The organism is Pseudomonas putida (genome assembly GCF_002025705.1).
Lineage (GTDB): Bacteria > Pseudomonadota > Gammaproteobacteria > Pseudomonadales > Pseudomonadaceae > Aquipseudomonas > Aquipseudomonas putida_J.
In genome coordinates, this window is record NZ_CP018846.1 from 5,594,194 (window position 1) to 5,611,392 (window position 17,199).

At 62.4% G+C, this 17,199-nt stretch carries 14 protein-coding genes and 1 pseudogene; 5 read left to right on the forward strand and 10 right to left on the reverse strand.

Translation table 11 applies throughout. The features are described 5' to 3' along the window. The first annotated feature begins 31 nt into the window (after nt 1-31). Nucleotides 32-484, forward strand: coding sequence for an EVE domain-containing protein (locus BUQ73_RS25355; RefSeq protein ID WP_060485681.1), 453 nt, complete (start codon nt 32-34; stop codon nt 482-484). Between the two features lie 152 nt (nt 485-636). On the opposite strand, the gene BUQ73_RS25360 is transcribed toward BUQ73_RS25355, so the two are convergent. Beyond that, nucleotides 637-1,041, reverse strand: coding sequence for a flagellar basal body-associated protein FliL (locus tag BUQ73_RS25360; protein WP_027920870.1), 405 nt, complete (start codon nt 1,039-1,041; stop codon nt 637-639). Nucleotides 1,042-1,210: 169 nt separating this feature from the next. On the opposite strand from BUQ73_RS25360, the gene BUQ73_RS25365 reads away from it, so the two are divergent. Continuing rightward, nucleotides 1,211-2,188, forward strand: a complete 978-nt coding sequence (locus BUQ73_RS25365; RefSeq protein WP_079230150.1) for an NADPH:quinone oxidoreductase family protein — start codon at nt 1,211-1,213, stop codon at nt 2,186-2,188. Nucleotides 2,189-2,229: 41 nt separating this feature from the next. On the opposite strand, the gene BUQ73_RS25370 is transcribed toward BUQ73_RS25365, so the two are convergent. From BUQ73_RS25370 to trxA, 5 genes are all read right to left on the reverse strand, one after another. Next, nucleotides 2,230-2,889, reverse strand: a complete 660-nt coding sequence (locus BUQ73_RS25370) for a gamma-glutamylcyclotransferase (RefSeq protein WP_079230151.1) — start codon at nt 2,887-2,889, stop codon at nt 2,230-2,232. A gap of 245 nt (nt 2,890-3,134) precedes the next feature. Next, entirely contained in the window at nt 3,135-4,103 is a 969-nt protein-coding gene (locus tag BUQ73_RS25375) for a CDP-6-deoxy-delta-3,4-glucoseen reductase (RefSeq protein WP_079230152.1), read from the reverse strand. After that, nucleotides 4,103-5,569 carry a 4-hydroxy-3-polyprenylbenzoate decarboxylase gene (ubiD, locus tag BUQ73_RS25380; RefSeq protein ID WP_027920866.1) on the reverse strand — a complete coding sequence of 489 codons (1,467 nt, stop codon included), beginning with the start codon at nt 5,567-5,569 and terminating at the stop codon, nt 4,103-4,105. The genes BUQ73_RS25375 and ubiD overlap by 1 nt, the downstream gene beginning before the upstream one ends. Before the next feature lie 204 nt (nt 5,570-5,773). Next, on the reverse strand, nt 5,774-7,033 hold the full coding sequence (gene rho, locus BUQ73_RS25385; protein WP_003253661.1) for a transcription termination factor Rho: 1,260 nt from the start codon (nt 7,031-7,033) through the stop codon (nt 5,774-5,776). A gap of 231 nt (nt 7,034-7,264) precedes the next feature. Continuing rightward, nucleotides 7,265-7,594, reverse strand: a complete 330-nt coding sequence (gene trxA / locus BUQ73_RS25390; protein ID WP_027920865.1) for a thioredoxin TrxA — start codon at nt 7,592-7,594, stop codon at nt 7,265-7,267. A gap of 242 nt (nt 7,595-7,836) precedes the next feature. Here trxA and ppx point away from each other — a divergent pair, with 242 nt between their 5' ends. Beyond that, nucleotides 7,837-9,339, forward strand: coding sequence for an exopolyphosphatase (gene ppx / locus BUQ73_RS25395; RefSeq protein WP_079230153.1), 1,503 nt, complete (start codon nt 7,837-7,839; stop codon nt 9,337-9,339). Here ppx and ppk1 read toward each other — a convergent pair. Beyond that, a complete protein-coding gene (gene ppk1, locus BUQ73_RS25400) occupies nt 9,326-11,557 on the reverse strand; it encodes a polyphosphate kinase 1 (RefSeq protein ID WP_079230154.1) in 2,232 nt (743 codons plus the stop codon). The genes ppx and ppk1 overlap by 14 nt on opposite strands. Nucleotides 11,558-11,770: 213 nt before the next feature. Between ppk1 and BUQ73_RS25405 the strand changes: the two genes are divergently transcribed. Next, a complete protein-coding gene (locus tag BUQ73_RS25405) occupies nt 11,771-12,415 on the forward strand; it encodes a DedA family protein (protein WP_079230155.1) in 645 nt (214 codons plus the stop codon). 549 nt (nt 12,416-12,964) lie between these two features. On the opposite strand, the pseudogene BUQ73_RS28795 reads toward BUQ73_RS25405, so the two are convergent. Then, nucleotides 12,965-13,543 (reverse strand): annotated as a pseudogene (locus BUQ73_RS28795) (sterol desaturase family protein); the annotation flags it as partial. Nucleotides 13,544-13,656: 113 nt separating this feature from the next. Here BUQ73_RS28795 and elbB point away from each other — a divergent pair. After that, on the forward strand, nt 13,657-14,325 hold the full coding sequence (elbB, locus tag BUQ73_RS25415; protein ID WP_079230157.1) for an isoprenoid biosynthesis glyoxalase ElbB: 669 nt from the start codon (nt 13,657-13,659) through the stop codon (nt 14,323-14,325). Between the two features lie 19 nt (nt 14,326-14,344). Here the strand turns inward: elbB and BUQ73_RS25420 are convergent, their stop codons facing one another. Both BUQ73_RS25420 and BUQ73_RS25425 read right to left on the reverse strand, forming a co-directional pair. Then, on the reverse strand, nt 14,345-14,794 hold the full coding sequence (locus BUQ73_RS25420) for a YaiI/YqxD family protein (protein ID WP_060485674.1): 450 nt from the start codon (nt 14,792-14,794) through the stop codon (nt 14,345-14,347). A 127-nt stretch (nt 14,795-14,921) separates the two neighbouring features. Further along, on the reverse strand, nt 14,922-16,865 hold the full coding sequence (locus BUQ73_RS25425; RefSeq protein WP_079230158.1) for an FTR1 family protein: 1,944 nt from the start codon (nt 16,863-16,865) through the stop codon (nt 14,922-14,924). Nucleotides 16,866-17,199: the final 334 nt, after the last annotated feature.

Consider the following 17,199-nt stretch of genomic DNA (forward strand, 5'->3'; position numbering starts at 1 on the left):
GTTATTTCAAACCTTTTCAGGAGCAGTATCCATGGCCTATTGGCTGATGAAATCCGAGCCCGACGAGCTCTCGATCGAAGGCCTGGGCCGCCTGGGCGAGGCGCGCTGGGATGGCGTACGCAACTACCAGGCGCGCAACTTCATGCGGGCCATGAGCGTAGGCGACGAGTTCTTCTTTTACCACTCCAGCTGCCCACAGCCTGGCATTGCCGGCATCGCCCGTATCACCGCAGCGGCCTACCCGGACCCGACGGCACTGGACCCGGAAAGCCACTACTTCGACGCCAAGGCCAATGCCGAGAAGAACCCGTGGAGCGCAGTGGACGTGGCCCACGTGAAGACATTCCGGCAAGTGCTGGGGCTGGGTTTGCTGAAGCAGCAAAGTGCGCTGGCAGAGTTACCGCTGGTTCAGAAAGGCACGCGGTTGTCGGTGATGCCGGTCACTGAAGAGCAGTGGGCGGCGATCATTGCGCTGGCGCGCTGAATTGCTTGCCGACTGTGGGAGCGGCCTTGTGTCGCGATAGGGCCGCGACGCGGCCCCCAGGGTCTGTGACTCACCGGTAATTGCCGGGGCTGCTACGCAGCCCTTTCGCGACACAAGGCCGCTCCTACAGGACTCAACCTGGGTATGTTGAGCTACTGCACAATCAGGTTGTTGAACAGCAGATCCTCGACAATCGGCTTGCCCTCTTCCGATTCCATCACCTGCTGCACCTGTTTCAACGCTTCCTGACGCAGTTTTTCCTTGGCGTCGACATTGCTCATGCTATCTACAGTCTGCTGGGTGAACAGTGCCACCAGCTGGTTGCGGATCAGCGGCTCCTGGTGCTTGACCGCAGCAGCCGCGGCGTCGCCGGTCACACGCAGGGCCACATCGGCCTTGTACACGCGCAGCTTGGGGCTGCCATCGAGGGCATAGTTGCCAACGAAGGGCGGGCTCAGGGTGATGTAGGAAACCTTCGGCTCCCCTTCCTTGGCTTCCTCGGCCATGGCCGCCGCTGGCAGCATCAGCGCCAGTACCATCAAGATCCACGCTTTCACGAATTCGCTCCTAGAAACAGTTGGCGCCAGCTTACCCAGCATGTCGCTCAAACCCAAGCCCGGGCTTGTGCCGGCACTTATGCCCGCACATCAAGGTGGGCCATGCTCGTTGACCCGGCAATCGACACTCCTACACTTATCGGCCACTACACGCAAAGGAATAGCCCCGATGAAAGCTGTGTTGTGCAAAACCCTGGGCCCGGCTCGCGACCTGGTGCTGGAGGACGTGGCCAGCCCTGTGCCGAAGAAGAACGAGATCCTGCTTGATGTGCAGGCCGCCGGGGTCAATTTCCCCGACACGCTGATCATTGAAGGCAAGTACCAGTTCCAGCCACCCCTGCCGTTCTCGCCGGGCGGCGAGGCCGCAGGCGTGGTCGCGGCCGTGGGCGAACGGGCCGGCACCTTCAAGGTAGGCGACCGGGTAATGGCCCTGACTGGCTGGGGGGCGTTCGCCGAGCAGGTGGCGGTGCCGTTCTACAACGTGATGCCGATCCCCGAGCACATGGACTTTGCCACTGCCGCCGCGTTCGGCATGACCTATGGCACCTCGATGCATGCACTCAAGCAACGCGGCCAGCTGCAGGCCGGCGAAACCCTGCTGGTACTCGGTGCATCCGGTGGTGTTGGCCTGGCGTCGGTGGAAATCGGCAAAGCCATGGGAGCAAGAGTGATCGCTGCAGCCAGCAGCGCCGAGAAGCTCGCCGTTGCCAAGGCTGCAGGTGCTGACGAATTGATCAACTACAGCCAGGCCAGCCTCAAGGAAGAGATCAAGCGCCTGACCGGTGGCCAAGGCGTCGATGTGATCTACGACCCGGTGGGTGGCGACCTGTTCGACCAAGCCGTGCGCGGCCTGGCTTGGCAGGGCCGGCTGTTGGTGGTGGGGTTTGCCAGCGGAGCGATCCCGCAGATGGCAGCGAACCTGGTGCTACTCAAGGGAGCTGCAGTGCTTGGGGTGTTCTGGGGCGCGTTTGCCCAGCGCCAACCAGATGACAATGCAGCGAACTTCCGGCAGTTGTTTGCCTGGCACGCCGAGGGGAAGCTGAAACCGTTGGTGTCGAAGACTTATCCACTGGCTGAAGCCGGAGCTGCAATTGAAGAGCTTGGGCAGCGCCGGGCTGTGGGTAAGTTGGTAGTCCTGGCCAGGTAAGACTTCAGCCCCTTATCAACAAGACCAGCCTCTTAGCGGGTTCACCCGCGAAGAGGCCCGTGCAGGCTATGGCAACGCCTGAACCTGGCTTCGAGGTTGCGATCCGGCATCTGATGGCTGCGCAGCGCATTCAGGGTCTGCTCGACATAATCCCGCGTCGTGCCATAACGGCCCTTGGCACTGGCCAGAATCTGGCTGAGCAAGGTATCCGGCAGGTTGCCCGCATAGCACGGCAGGTGCCGCTCCAGCACGAACCCCAGCGCCTGCACCTTGCTGCCATCACCCAGCCGGCAGCTGAGCCAGTGCGGCCGATAGGCCGGATAAGGCATTTCCCGCTGCCACAGGGCCATCAGCGAATCGTCGAGGTTGCTTTCATCCAGACGATAGGCAAAACCGCTGCAGGAGCCGCCACGATCCAGGCCGAACACCAGGCCTGGTGTTTCAGGCGTCCCCCTGTGCTCGTGCGACCACAGGTACAAGCCGCGGTGATAACCATGCACTCGCGCCCGCTGGCGTTCCACAGAATTACATTCCGGGCGCCAGATCAACGAACCATAGGCAAATAACCAGACCGGGCCACCTTCATGGCGAGACATGGTCGTTTGCATGGAATTGAGCAATTGCTCACGGGTCAGTTGCTGACCGAAGTCGAGCGTCGGAGGATAAGCAACTTCCCAGGACAAACTTTCAAGTGCCGACATAACTGCCGCCATTAATCCCCGTGTACTACCAATGTAGCGAGAGTCGTGTGCCATGCGGCCTGCGCCGCCGCGCCATGGGCGCTTGCATTAACCATAGGATAGAAACCGGGCAATGCTCAAGCCCTGGCGCATAAGTTTCACGCACAGTTCCGACGACTGGGAATTATTGTTCCGAAGGCGGTGAAAGTTAGTGGCTCAGGCGGTAACAATTACCGCCTTATACCCGCTAGTTGAAACTTCGGTTATTAACCGCGTGGTGCGTAGGCAAACACATCGGCGCGCATGCGGTGCGCATCCATGCCGGCCTCGACCAGGGCGTCGAGCGTGGCATAGACCATGTTCGGCGAGCCGCTGGCATACACATGCACGGTGTTGAGGTCTTTCACGTCCTCGCACACGGCCTCGTGCAGCATGCCGCAGCGCCCCTCCCAGCCACACAGGTCACTGACCACCTTGTGCAGGAACAGGTTGGGCAACCGCTCCCATTCGGCCCAGTGCTCGATGGTGTAGAAATCCTCCGGGCGGCGGACACCCCAGTACAGGTGCACCGGGTGCTTGAAGCCCTGGGCGCGGCAATGTTCGACCAGGCTGTGCATCTGGCCCATGCCGGTACCGGCGGCAATCAATACCAGCGGCCCATCCGGCAACTCGGCCAGGTGGGTATCGCCGAACGGCATCTCGATACGCGCCACGCGGTCACGCTGCAGCTGCGCCAGCAACTGCAGCGCGCTGGCTTCGCGGGCCAGCACATGCAGCTCTAGATCCCGCCCGGAATGCGGCGCAGAGGCCAGCGAGAACGCCGCCGGCTTGCCGCCTTCGCGTTCGATCATCAGGTACTGCCCGGCATGGTAGCGCGCCGGTTTGCCGGCAGGCGCACGCAGGCGCACGCGCCAGACGTCACCACCGACCTCGACGCATTCGCTCACGCTGCACGCCAGCTTGCGCACTGGCAGCTCACCCAGGGCGAGCACACCATCCCAGAGCAACACACAGTCCTCCAGCGGTTCGGCAATGCAGGTGAACAACTCGCCATGGTCACGGACCTCGCCGTCCTGACGCACGCTTCCTTCGACCAACAATGCGGCGCAGACATGGCAATTGCCATTGCGGCAGCTGTTAGGGCAGTCATAGCCCAGCCGCCGCGCTCCATCCAGGATCCGTTCCCCGGGTTCGAGCGCCAGCACCGCCCCGGACGGCTGCAACGTTACCTGCATCAATCTATTCCCAACTGATCCCACAGCTCATCGATACGGCGGGTGACGGCCTCGTCCTTGACGATGACCCGGCCCCATTCGCGTGTAGTCTCGCCCGGCCACTTGTGCGTGGCGTCCAGGCCCATCTTCGACCCCAGCCCCGACACCGGCGACGCGAAGTCCAGGTAGTCGATCGGCGTGTTGTCGATCATCACCGTATCACGCTTGGGGTCCATGCGCGTGGTGATGGCCCAGATCACATCGTTCCAGTCGCGGGCGTTGATGTCGTCGTCAGTGACAATAACGAACTTGGTGTACATGAACTGTCGCAGGAACGACCACACACCCAGCATCACGCGCTTGGCGTGGCCCGGGTACTGCTTTTTCATGGTCACCACCGCCATGCGGTACGAGCAGCCTTCCGGCGGCAGGTAGAAGTCCACGATCTCCGGGAACTGCTTTTGCAGGATCGGCACGAACACTTCGTTCAGCGCTACACCGAGAATAGCCGGCTCATCCGGCGGCCGACCGGTGTAAGTGCTGTGGTAGATCGGTTTCTGCCGGTGAGTGATGCGCTCGACGGTGAATACCGGGAAGCTGTCCACTTCGTTGTAATAGCCGGTGTGGTCGCCATATGGACCTTCTGGGGCCATTTCACCCGGGTGGATCACACCTTCGAGGATGATCTCGGCGGTGGCCGGCACCTGCAGGTTGCTGCCACGGCACTTGACCAGTTCGGTGCGGTTACCGCGCAGCAGGCCGGCGAAGGCGTATTCGGATAGGGTGTCCGGCACTGGCGTCACGGCGCCAAGGATGGTGGCCGGGTCAGCGCCCAGGGCCACGGCAACCGGGAACGGCTGGCCCGGGTTCTTCTCGCACCACTCGCGATAATCCAGCGCGCCGCCACGGTGGCTCAGCCAGCGCATGATCACCTTGTTCCGGCCGATCACCTGCTGGCGGTAGATGCCCAGGTTCTGGCGGTCCTTGTTCGGGCCACGGGTCACGGTCAGGCCCCAGGTGATCAGCGGCGCCACGTCGCCCGGCCAGCAGTGCTGGATCGGCAGCTGGCCGAGGTCGACGTCATCGCCCTCGATGACCACTTCCTGGCACACCGCGTCCTTGACAACCTTCGGCGCCATCGACACGACCTTCTTGAAGATCGGCAGCTTGGACCAGGCATCTTTCAGGCCTTTCGGCGGCTCAGGCTCCTTGAGGAAGGCCAGCAGCTTGCCGATCTCGCGCAGTTCGTCGACCGACTCGGCACCCATGCCCATGGCCACGCGCTCTGGCGTGCCGAACAGGTTGCCCAGTACCGGGATGTCGAAGCCGGTGGGCTTTTCGAACAACAAGGCCGGACCCTTGGCGCGCAGGGTGCGGTCGCAGACCTCGGTCATTTCCAGGACTGGGGAAATCGGAACCTGGATGCGCTTGAGTTCACCGCGCTGCTCCAGGCCACGGATGAAGTCGCGCAAATCGCGATACTGCATGCATGAGCCTCGTGTTGGCCGTATCGGTCGGGGTTGCAGAGTGTAGCGCCGTTCAGGCTTTGATTGGGGGCAAAAATGCATTGGGGCCGCTTCGCGCCCCTTCGCGGGCAAGCCCGCTCCCACAAGGATCGCACTGAACCTGTGGGAGCGGGCTTGCCCGCGAAGGGGCGCGAAGCGGCCCCAATCAATTCCAGCTTGAAGTGCTTACTTGCGCTTCATCGACAGGAAGAACTCGTCGTTGGTCTTGGTCTGCTTGAGCTTGTCGACCAGGAACTCGATGGCGGCGATCTCGTCCATCGGGTGCAGCAGCTTGCGCAGGATCCACATGCGCTGCAGTTCGTCGTCGGCAGTCAGCAGCTCTTCGCGGCGGGTACCGGAACGGTTGATGTTGATGGCCGGGAATACGCGCTTCTCGGCGATACGACGGTCCAGGGGCAGCTCCATGTTGCCGGTACCCTTGAACTCTTCGTAGATCACTTCGTCCATCTTCGAGCCGGTTTCGACCAGCGCGGTGGCGATGATGGTCAGCGAACCGCCTTCCTCGATGTTACGTGCAGCGCCGAAGAAGCGCTTCGGCTTCTCCAGGGCGTGGGCGTCGACACCACCGGTCAGTACCTTGCCGGAGCTCGGGATCACGGTGTTGTAGGCACGCGCCAGACGGGTGATGGAGTCCAGCAGGATGACCACATCCTTCTTGTGCTCGACCAGGCGCTTGGCCTTCTCGATGACCATCTCGGCAACCTGCACGTGGCGGGTTGGCGGCTCGTCGAAGGTCGAGGCGACCACTTCGCCGCGCACGGTGCGCTGCATTTCGGTCACTTCTTCCGGGCGCTCGTCGATCAGCAGGACGATCAGGTGGCACTCAGGATTGTTACGGGTGATGTTCGCCGCGATGTTCTGCAGCATGATCGTCTTACCGGCTTTCGGCGGAGCGACGATCAGGCCACGCTGGCCTTTGCCAATCGGGGCGCACAGGTCGATGACACGACCGGTGAGGTCTTCGGTGGAGCCGTTACCGGCTTCCATCTTCAGGCGCTTGTTCGGGAACAGCGGCGTCAGGTTTTCGAAGAGGATCTTGTTCTTCGCGTTTTCCGGGCGGTCGAAGTTGATGGTGTCGACCTTCAGCAGGGCGAAGTAACGCTCCCCTTCCTTCGGCGGGCGGATCTTGCCGACAATGGTGTCGCCGGTACGCAGGTTGAAACGGCGGATCTGGCTTGGCGAGACGTAGATGTCGTCGGGGCCGGCCAGGTAGGACGCATCAGCCGAACGCAGGAAACCGAAACCATCCTGGAGAATCTCCAGCACGCCGTCACCCGAGATCTCTTCGCCGCTTTTCGCGTGCTTCTTCAGCAGGGCGAAAATCACGTCCTGTTTGCGCGAACGGGCCATGTTTTCGATGCCCATCTGTTCGGCCATTTCCAAAAGATCGGTAATCGGCTTTTGCTTGAGTTCAGTCAGGTTCATAAGGGGAGTGACGTAATCATGTAAGAAGGGAGAATTAAGCTTTGGCTTAATGAGGCCGCGCCGCTAGATGGCGACAGGATCGCGTACTGATTCGAATTAGGGATGCTTCGGCGACGGCGTGCAGAGGGCACTGGAGAAGCAGTGCGAGGCCGAATGTAACACTTGCTTTTTTCTGCGTCTAGTGCTCTGAAAAAGAAAAAACCCCGCATTTGCGGGGTTTTTTGCTTCACATCACAGGTGGGCGTCGAGGAACGCGGCCAGCTGGGATTTGGACAGGGCGCCGACCTTGGTAGCTTCGACGTTGCCGTTCTTGAACAGCATCAGGGTCGGGATGCCACGCACGCCGTGCTTGGCCGGGGTTTCCTGGTTGTCGTCGATGTTCAGCTTGGCGACGGTCAGTTTGCCGGCGTAGGTGGAAGCGATGTCGTCCAGAACCGGAGCGATCATCTTGCATGGACCGCACCATTCAGCCCAGTAGTCGACCAGTACCGCGCCTTCGGCCTTCAGGACTTCGGCTTCGAAGGTAGCGTCGGTGACGTGTTTGATCAGATCGCTGCTCATGGATATCTCCAGGGTCGTAAGCAAAAAAACGTGGCCCATGATAGCCGCACCCAGGCCCTACAGGAAGTCATGGACGATTGAGTGTAACTATAGTTATGCAAGACGCCGCGAATCGAAACTGTCACATAAGTGTCATAGCATGGAATGGCACATTGCCTTGCATCAAGGCCCGGTGTGGTGCGCGTTGGCGTCAGCCAAGGATCGTGGCACGATTGCCGGGTTACCGACCGAGAACACACAGAATGCCGCATACCTCCGCGAAGAACCTGTCCCTGATCGCCGCCATCGACCTGGGCTCCAACAGCTTCCACATGGTCGTGGCCAAGGCGCACCACACCGAGATCCGCATTCTCGAACGGCTCGGCGAAAAGGTTCAGCTGGCCGCCGGCATCGACGAAGAGCGCAAGCTCAGCGAAGAAGCCATGGAGCGAGGCCTGGAATGCCTCAAGCGTTTTGCCCAACTGATCAACGGCATGCCGGCAGGCTCCGTGCGCATCGTTGGCACCAACGCCCTGCGCGAAGCGCGCAACCGCAACGAATTCATCCAGCGTGCAGAAGCTATCCTCGGCCACCCGGTGGAGGTCATCTCCGGCCGTGAAGAGGCGCGCCTGATCTACCTCGGCGTGTCGCACACCCTGGCCGATACCCCCGGCAAGCGCCTGGTCGCCGACATCGGCGGCGGCAGTACCGAGTTCATCATCGGCCAGCGTTTCGAGCCGCTGCTGCGCGAGAGCCTGCAGATGGGCTGCGTGAGCTTCACCCAGCGCTACTTCCGCGACGGCAAGATCACCCCGGCGCGCTACGCCCAGGCCTACACCGCCGCGCGCCTGGAACTGATGAGCATCGAAAATGCCCTGCATCGCCTGACCTGGGACGAGGCCATCGGTTCGTCCGGCACCATCCGCGCCATCGGCGCCGCGATCAAGGCCGGCGGCCTGGGTAATGGTGAGGTCAATGCCGAAGGCCTGGCCTGGGTCAAGCGCAAGCTGTTCAAGCTGGGCGAGGTCGACAAGATCGACTTCGAAGGGATCAAACCTGACCGGCGCACCATCTTCCCGGCCGGCCTGGCGATTCTCGAGGCGATCTTCGACGCGTTGGAGCTGCAGCGCATGGATCACTGCGACGGGGCCCTGCGCGAAGGCGTGCTGTTCGACCTGCTCGGCCGTCATCACCACGAGGATGTGCGCGAGCGCACCCTCAACTCGCTGATGGAGCGCTATCACGTCGACCAGGGGCAGGCAGCGCGTGTTGAGCGCAAAGCCCTGAACGCCTTCGACCAAGTAGCCAAGGCGTGGAAGCTGGATGAAGGAAACTGGCGCGATTTGCTGGGTTGGGCGGCGAAAATCCATGAAATCGGCCTGGATATCGCCCACTACCACTACCACAAGCATGGCGCCTACCTGATCGAGCACTCCGACCTGGCCGGCTTCTCGCGCGACGAGCAGCAGATGATGGCGCTGTTGGTGCGCGGCCATCGCCGCAACATCCCCAAGGACAAGTTCACGGAATTCGGCGACGACGCCGTGCAACTGATTCGCCTGTGCGTGCTGCTGCGCTTCGCCATCCTGTTCCACCACATCCGTGGCAACCAGCAGATGCCCAAGGTAGAACTGCAGGCCGGCGAAGACAGCCTTGAAGTGGTGTTCCCGGACGGCTGGCTGGAGCAGAACCAGCTGACCCAGGCCGACTTCGCCAACGAGGCGGAGTGGCTGGCCCGGGTCGGCTTCGTCCTCAGCGTACGTTGAGCAGCGGGTTGCTCAGGCGCTCCAGCAAGGTCGCCTGAGCACTGCGCGGGTTCTGGTTGCCGGTCGGGGTGCTACGCACGTAGCGCCCGTCTGGCTGCAGGGTCCAGGCGTGGGTGTTGTCGGTCAGGTAGCCTTCCAGCTCCTTCTTCACCCGCAGCAACAGCTTCTTGCCCTCTACCGGGAAGCAAGTCTCGACACGCTTGTCGAGGTTGCGCTCCATCCAGTCGGCGCTGGACAGGTAGATCTGCTCTTCGCCGCCATTGAGGAAGTAGAACACCCGCGTGTGCTCCAGGAAGCGGCCGATGATCGAACGCACCTGGATGTTGTGCGAAACCCCCGGAATGCCTGGGCGCAGGCAGCACATGCCACGCACCACCAGGTCGATCTTCACGCCCGACTGGCTGGCCTTGTACAGCGCCTTGATGACCTTGGCGTCGGTCAGCGAGTTGAACTTGGCGATGATGTGCGCGGGCTTGCCTTCCAGGGCAAACTGGGTTTCCCGGGCGATCATGTCGAGCATGCCCTTCTTCAGGGTGAACGGCGCGTGCAGCAGCTTCTTCATGCGCAGGGTCTTGCCCATGCCGATGAGCTGGCTGAACAGCTTGCCCACGTCCTCGGTGAGGGCGTCGTCAGAGGTCAACAGGCTGTAGTCGGTGTACAGGCGGGCGTTACCGGCATGGTAGTTGCCGGTACCCAGGTGCGCGTAACGCACGATCTCGCCCTGTTCGCGGCGCAGGATCAGCATCATCTTAGCGTGGGTCTTGAAGCCGACCACGCCGTAGATCACCACCGCACCGGCTGCCTGCAGGCGGCTGGCCATCTGCAGGTTGGACTCTTCGTCGAAGCGTGCTCGCAGCTCGATCACCGCAGTGACCTCTTTGCCGTTACGCGCCGCATCCACCAGGGCGTCGACGATCTCCGAGTTAGCCCCGGAACGGTACAGGGTCTGGCGTACGGCGAGCACGTGCGGGTCCTTGGCGGCCTGGCGCAGCAGGTCGATCACCGGGGTAAAGGACTCGAACGGGTGCATCAGCAGGATGTCCTGCTTGCCGATCACACTGAAGATGTTGTCGGCGTTCTGCAGCAGCTTGGGGATGGCCGGGGTGAACGGCGTGTACTGCAGCTCCGGATGGCTGTCGAGGCCGGTGATGCTGAACAGGCGGGTCAGGTTGACCGGGCCGTTGACCTGGTAAAGCTCGCTCTCGCTCAGGCTGAACTGCTTGAGCAGGTAATCCGACAGGTGTTTCGGGCAGGTGTCGGCCACTTCCAGGCGCACGGCATCGCCGTAGCGGCGCGAGAACAGCTCACCGCGCAGGGCGCGAGCGAGGTCGTCGACTTCTTCGGAATCCAGCGCCAGGTCGGCGTTGCGGGTCAGACGGAACTGGTAGCAACCCTTGACCTTCATGCCCTGGAACAGGTCATCGGCGTGGGCGTGGATCATCGACGACAGGAAGACATAGTTGTCGCCTGGGCCACCGACGTCTTCCGGCACACGAATGACGCGTGGCAGCAGGCGTGGTGCCGGGATGATCGCCAGACCGGAGTCGCGGCCAAAGGCGTCGACACCTTCCAGCTCGACGATGAAGTTCAGGCTCTTGTTCACCAGCAGCGGGAACGGGTGGGTCGGGTCGAGGCCGATCGGGGTGATGATCGGCGCGATCTCGTCGCGGAAGAAGCGACGCACCCAGGTCTTGAGCTTGGGCGTCCAGTAGCGGCGACGGATGAAGCGGATGGCGTGCTTTTCCAGCTCTGGCAGCAGCACGTCGTTGAGGATCGCATATTGGCGCTCCACTTCGATGTGCACCAGCTCACTGATGCGCGCCAATGCCTGGTGTGGCTGCAGGCCGTCGGCGCCGGCAAGCTCGCGGGCGAAGTTGATCTGCTTCTTCAGGCCGGCGACGCGGATTTCGAAGAACTCGTCCAGGTTGCTGGAGAAAATCAGCAGGAATTTGAGGCGTTCGAGCAGCGGGTACGATTCGTCCAGCGCCTGCTCCAGCACGCGGATGTTGAATTGCAGCTGCGAGAGTTCGCGATGAATGTACAGGCTGCTGTCGTCCAGGCTCGGGACGGTAATGGCCGGCGTCGGCGCAGGGGCCGGGGCGGCGGCTTCGACCACCGGCTCGGCAACCTCGGGCAGGTCCGGCGGGGTCTGTACCATCTCTTCGGGGACTGCCTGGGCATCCTTGATCGCGACAGGGGTTAGCACTTCATTATTCATCTGACGTTCCTGAGGACGTTAACGCCCTATGATCAATTGAGCGGCAAGATAAGCGTCCATTATGACGACTGTGTTACAGCTTCGCGCAAGGCGCGACTTGAGGCTGCCGGTATTGTCCGTGTAGGAATTGTTCACGTCGAGACACATTTGGACACTTTCACGAATGCGCGCGAAGGGGTAGGCTGCGCGTTCATTTCGCCAGCACCTCAGAAAATGCTCCAACAATTCCTGCAGGATTTCGGCTACTTTGCCCTTTTTCTAGGCACCTTCTTCGAAGGCGAGACCATTCTGGTACTTGCGGGATTCCTTGCGTTCCGCGAATACATGGACATCAAGCTGGTGGTCCTGGTGGCCTTCTGCGGCAGCTACGCCGGTGACCAGCTGTGGTACTTCATGGGCCGGCGGCACGGGCGCAAGATCCTCGCGCGCAAGCCGCGGTGGCAGGCCATGGGTGACAGGGCGCTGGAGCATATCCGCCGTCACCCGGATATCTGGGTGCTGAGCTTCCGCTTCGTCTACGGCCTGCGCACGGTGATGCCGGTGGCCATCGGCCTGTCCGGTTACCCGCCGCGCCGCTATCTGCTGCTCAACGGCATTGGTGCCGCAGTTTGGGCCCTGGCGCTGGGCCTGGCGGCCTACCACTTCGGCGCCATCCTCGAAGGCATGCTGGGCAGCATCAAGAAGTACGAGCTATGGGTGCTCGGCGGCCTGCTGCTGCTGGGTGCCGTGCTTTGGCTGCGCCGGCGCTTCCGCACCATCCGCGCCGAGCGCCGCGCGGCGACAGAAGAGCAAGCCGCCAATGCTGAGCAGCAGGTAAAAACCGAGAAGCAGCCAGAACACGGGCACGACCACCGCTAAGCCCAGCGTGCCGGCCAGATACAGCGCCGGCACCAGCGTAAGCAGGCGCGCGAGCTCCAGGCGCACCGCCCACGGCCGGTTTTCCAAGGCCGCTCCCAGCACGAACAAGCCAAACGCCATCAGCGACCAGCCCAGCACCAGGGCGGCGCTCGGCACACGTTCGGCGACGTCCATCAGATAACTGCCCAACGCGATGTAGACGACGAACTGCGCCGCCACATACGCCTGCCAGGCCCGGCCCAGGGCAATCTCGAACTTGCAGAACAACGCCAGGTTCTGCTTCGCCTGTGGATAAGCCGCTGCGACGTTGGCCGGGCGCCAGCCGGTGGGCATGAACCAGATGCGCAGCTTGTCCTTCCAGCTGCGGGTGCGGCGGGCATCGCTGCACAGCTGGGCGTAGAACTGCAGGTTGGCCCACAGCGGGTTCCAGCTGGCCAAGGGCGTGGTCACGCCGAACACCACCGGCTCGACCGGGTCCTCTTCCTTGAACGTGCCGAACAGACGGTCCCAGATAATGAACACACCGCCGTAGTTGCGATCCAAGTAAGCAGGATTTTGCGCATGGTGGACGCGATGGTTGGATGGCGTGATCAGTACCCACTCGAGCCAGCCCAGCTTGGGAATGTGCCGGGTATGCACCCAGAACTGGTACAGCAGGTTCAACGACGCCACGGTGATGAATACCACGGGCGGCACACCGATCAGCGCCAGCGGCAAGTAGAAGATCCACGAGAAGATGAAGCCGCTGCTGGTCTGACGCAGCGCGGTGGTGAGGTTGTACTCTTCGCTCTGGTGGTGCACCGAATGCGCCGCCCACAGCACGTTGCGCTCGTGCCCCAGGCGGTGCAGCCAGTAGTAGCAGAGGTCGTACAGCACGAAGGCCAGCAACCAGACCCACACGGCGCCCTGTGGCAGGTGCAACAGCGCCAGGTGCTCCCAGGCCAGCGCGTAGGTCAGCAGCCCAACCCCTTTGGTCAGCAGGCCGGTGCTGGTGGACAGCGCGCCGGTGCTGAGGCTGTTGATCGAATCGGCCAGGGTGAAGTTACGCTGGCCACGCACGCGGTCGGCGACCAGTTCCACCGCAATCAGCACGAAGAAGAACGGCACGGCCAGCAGAATCAAGTCCATGGGCAACGCTCTCGAAGGTTATCCACAGAGATTAGGATGCGCCCGCAGTAATCCCTATGGCCACATCTGCCAAACTAGAGGACATTTAGCGCCTCGAAAATGGAGTAATGAGCATGACCAAGAAAGTAGCGGTGATTCTTTCCGGCTGTGGCGTGTACGACGGTGCCGAAATCCACGAAAGCGTGATCACCCTGCTGCGCCTCGACCAGCGCGGTGCACAGGTGCAGTGCTTTGCGCCGAACATCGCGCAGATGCACGTGATCGATCACCTGACCGGCCAGGAAATGCCCGAGTCGCGCAATGTACTGACCGAGTCGGCACGTATCGCCCGCGGCGAGGTGAAGGATATCCGCGAAGCCAAGGCCGAGGATTTCGACGCGCTGATCGTGCCAGGTGGCTTCGGCGCGGCGAAGAACCTGTCCAACTTTGCCGTGGAAGGCACCGAGTGCACGGTAAACCCGGATGTGCTGGCACTGGCCGAAGCCTTTGCCGAGGCCTGCAAGCCGGTCGGCCTGATCTGCATCTCGCCAGCGCTGGCGGCGAAGATCTATGGCCCCGGCGTGGTCTGCACCATCGGCAATGACGCCGGCACCGCGGCGGCAGTGGTGAAGATGGGCGGCAAGCATGAGGAATGCGATGTGCATGACATCGTCGAGGATACCCAGCGCAAGCTGGTGACGACCCCGGCCTACATGGTCGCCAAGTCGATCAGTGAAGCGGCCAGCGGTATCTACAAGCTGGTGGACCGGGTACTGGAACTGACCCACGAAGGCGAACAATAAGGGCCTGCTGCGCAGGCCATCACTTGGTCAAGCGGGTGAGGATACGGTCAAGAGCATTGGCGAACGCCTGCTTCTCGCGTTCGCCATAGGGCGCTTGCCCTCCCCCGACCTGGCCCTGTTCGCGCAGCTCGGTGAACAGGTTGCGCACCGCCAGGCGCTCGCCCATGTTGCGCTCGTCGAATTCGCGGCCACGTGGGTCCAGGGCCGCCACGCCCTTCTTGATCAGGCGGTCGGCCAGCGGCACATCGCTGCAGATCACCAGTTCGCCGGGCACGGCGTGCTCAACCAGGTAATCGTCGGCCGCATCCATGCCGCTCGGCACCACGATCAGGCGGACGATCGCAAAGGCCGGCTTGGCTACGGCCTGGCCGGCCACCATCACTACCTCGAGCTGGCGCTTGAGGGCGAATTTGACGATCAGGTCCTTGGCTGCCTTGGGGCAGGCGTCGGCGTCAATCCAGATGCGCATTGCGTTTTTCCTCAAAAAAGCTGGGAGGGCTTTGCCCTCCTTTCGCGACACAAGGCCGCTCCTACAGGGAACGCGATCATGTGTAGGAGCGGCCTTGCGTCGCGATGGGCCGCGCAGCGGCCCCCAATCAGTTAGCTGTTGCCCGACGCTTATCGGCCAGGCGACTACGGCCATACAACACCAGAATGGCCAGCAGCGCCACCGCCTGGGCACTCAGCGAGTACACATCAGGGTGAATCCCCAGCCAGTCGAACTCGAAGAACGCCACCGGCCGCGTACCCAGCACACCCGCCTCTTGCAGCGCCTTCACGCCATGCCCGGCGAACACCACCGAAAGAGCACACAGCAGCCCTGCGTTGATGCTGAAGAACAACGACAGCGGCAACTTCGCCGACCCGCGCAGGATCACCCAGGCCAGGCCAACCAGCAGCACCAGCGCCGTAGCGCCGCCAGCCAGCACGGCCTGATGGCCGGCTGGTCCAGCTTGCAGCCACAGGGTTTCGTAGAACAGGATCACTTCGAACAGCTCACGGTAAACCGAGAAGAACGCCAGCACGGCAAAGCCGAAGCGCCCGCCGCCGCTGACCAGGCTGCTCTTGATGTAGTCCTGCCAGGCGGCGGCGTGACGGCGGTCGTGCATCCACACACCCAGCCACAGCACCATGACACTGGCGAACAAGGCAGTGCTGCCCTCCAGAAGCTCACGCTGGGCACCGCCAACGTCGATCACATAAGCCGCCACGGCCCAGGTGGCAAAGCCCGCGACCAGCGCCAGGCCCCAGCCGATGTTGACGCTGCGAATGGCCGACTGCTGGCCGGTGTTGCGCAGGAAGGCAAGCACCGCAGCCAGTACCAGGATCGCTTCCAGGCCTTCGCGCAGCAGGATCAGCAGGCCGGAAATGAAGCTCAGCGACCAGCTCAGGCCATCGCTCCCCAGCAGCTTGGCAGCCTGGTCGAGCTTGGTTTTTGCTTCGCCAAGACGCTGTTCGGCCTGGGCGACCGGCAAGCCATCCTGCAGTGACTGACGGTAGGCCATCAGGGCCTTTTCGGTGCTCTTGCGCGCTACGGTATCGATGTTGTCCAGCGAGCTTTCCACCAGTTCGAAGCCTTCCAGGTAGGCTGCCACTGACAGGTCGTAGGCCTGATCGTGGTCGCCTGCGCGGTAGGCTGCGAGGCTCTTGTCCAGGGTGCTGGCGGTGTACTCGAGCAACTGTGAAGGACCGCGTTTGACCTGCGGCGGCTGGGCACGCTGGGCGCGGAACGCCTCGAGCGACGCGGCGCCTTCATTGGCGGCGACTTCCGCCGGGGTCTGGCGGGCCAGGTCGGCGATGTTCCAGGTTTTTTCACTCTTGGCGGCTTCAGGCTTGGCGGTGAAGCTGGCGATGTAGGCGGCCACGTCCCAACGCTGGCGCTCATCCAGCTGGTCGGCGAAGGACGGCATCTCGGTGCCATCGATACCCAGGGCCAAGGTGTTGTAGAGGTCGAACAGGCTCAGCTGATCAAGCCGTGCGGTGTTGCGCAGGTTGGCCGGTGCTGGCTCCAGACCCACACCCGCCGGGCCGTCACCGGCACCGGTATCGCCGTGGCAGATCGAGCAATTCTGCGCGTACAGCGAGGCGCCACGGGCCGGGTCCGGGGTGATCACCGGGGCCTGGCTGACTTCGTACGCCACGGCCAGACGTGCACCCAGCTGACGCGCCTGCTTGGCTACCGCTGCGCCGTCCTGGCGCTGGTCGATGGCCTGACGCAGCGCTTGCACACCTTGCTGCAGGCCGGCTTGCTCGGCATTGGCCGGCAGGCCTTTGACCAGGTCGGCGAGCACGGTGCTGAACTCCTGCTGCTCACGGTATTCGCCGTCGTCGATCACCTTGCCGTTTTCAACGGTCGGCGGGTAGTCGGCACCAATGTAGTCCAGCAAATGCAAGGCTTTGGCGGCCTCGGCGGGCGCTTCGGCCTGCGCCAGGGTGCTGCACAGCGCCAGCACCGGGCCGAGCAGTGCAACCGGCAACCAGGCGAGCAGACGGGAACGGGTTTTCATGGCCAGTCTCGGAGGGAATGCGAAAGAGAACATTGTTCACTTCCACTTTGCTTCCCTCAAGGGTTGTCGCTGGATTTCATGAAAAATCTTGAGACAAATCAGATGAAATGGATTGCCGTAGAGATGGGGCTGCATTGCAGCCCCATGTTCCTGAAGTTTATTGACGAGCCTTGTTCAGCCCCAGCTCCATATCGTCGATCAGCGCCTTGGCCCGGGAGCCTCACGCCCGATCGCCTTGCGAGGCGACCCAGGGACAGTAGTCCAGGAGCACTTCCCAGCCAAGACAGCACCTTCCGACAGGTGCCGTAGGATAATTCGACATGGCGTCGGAATTGAAGCATTCGGTTTCAGGTTCGGAAATGCCTCA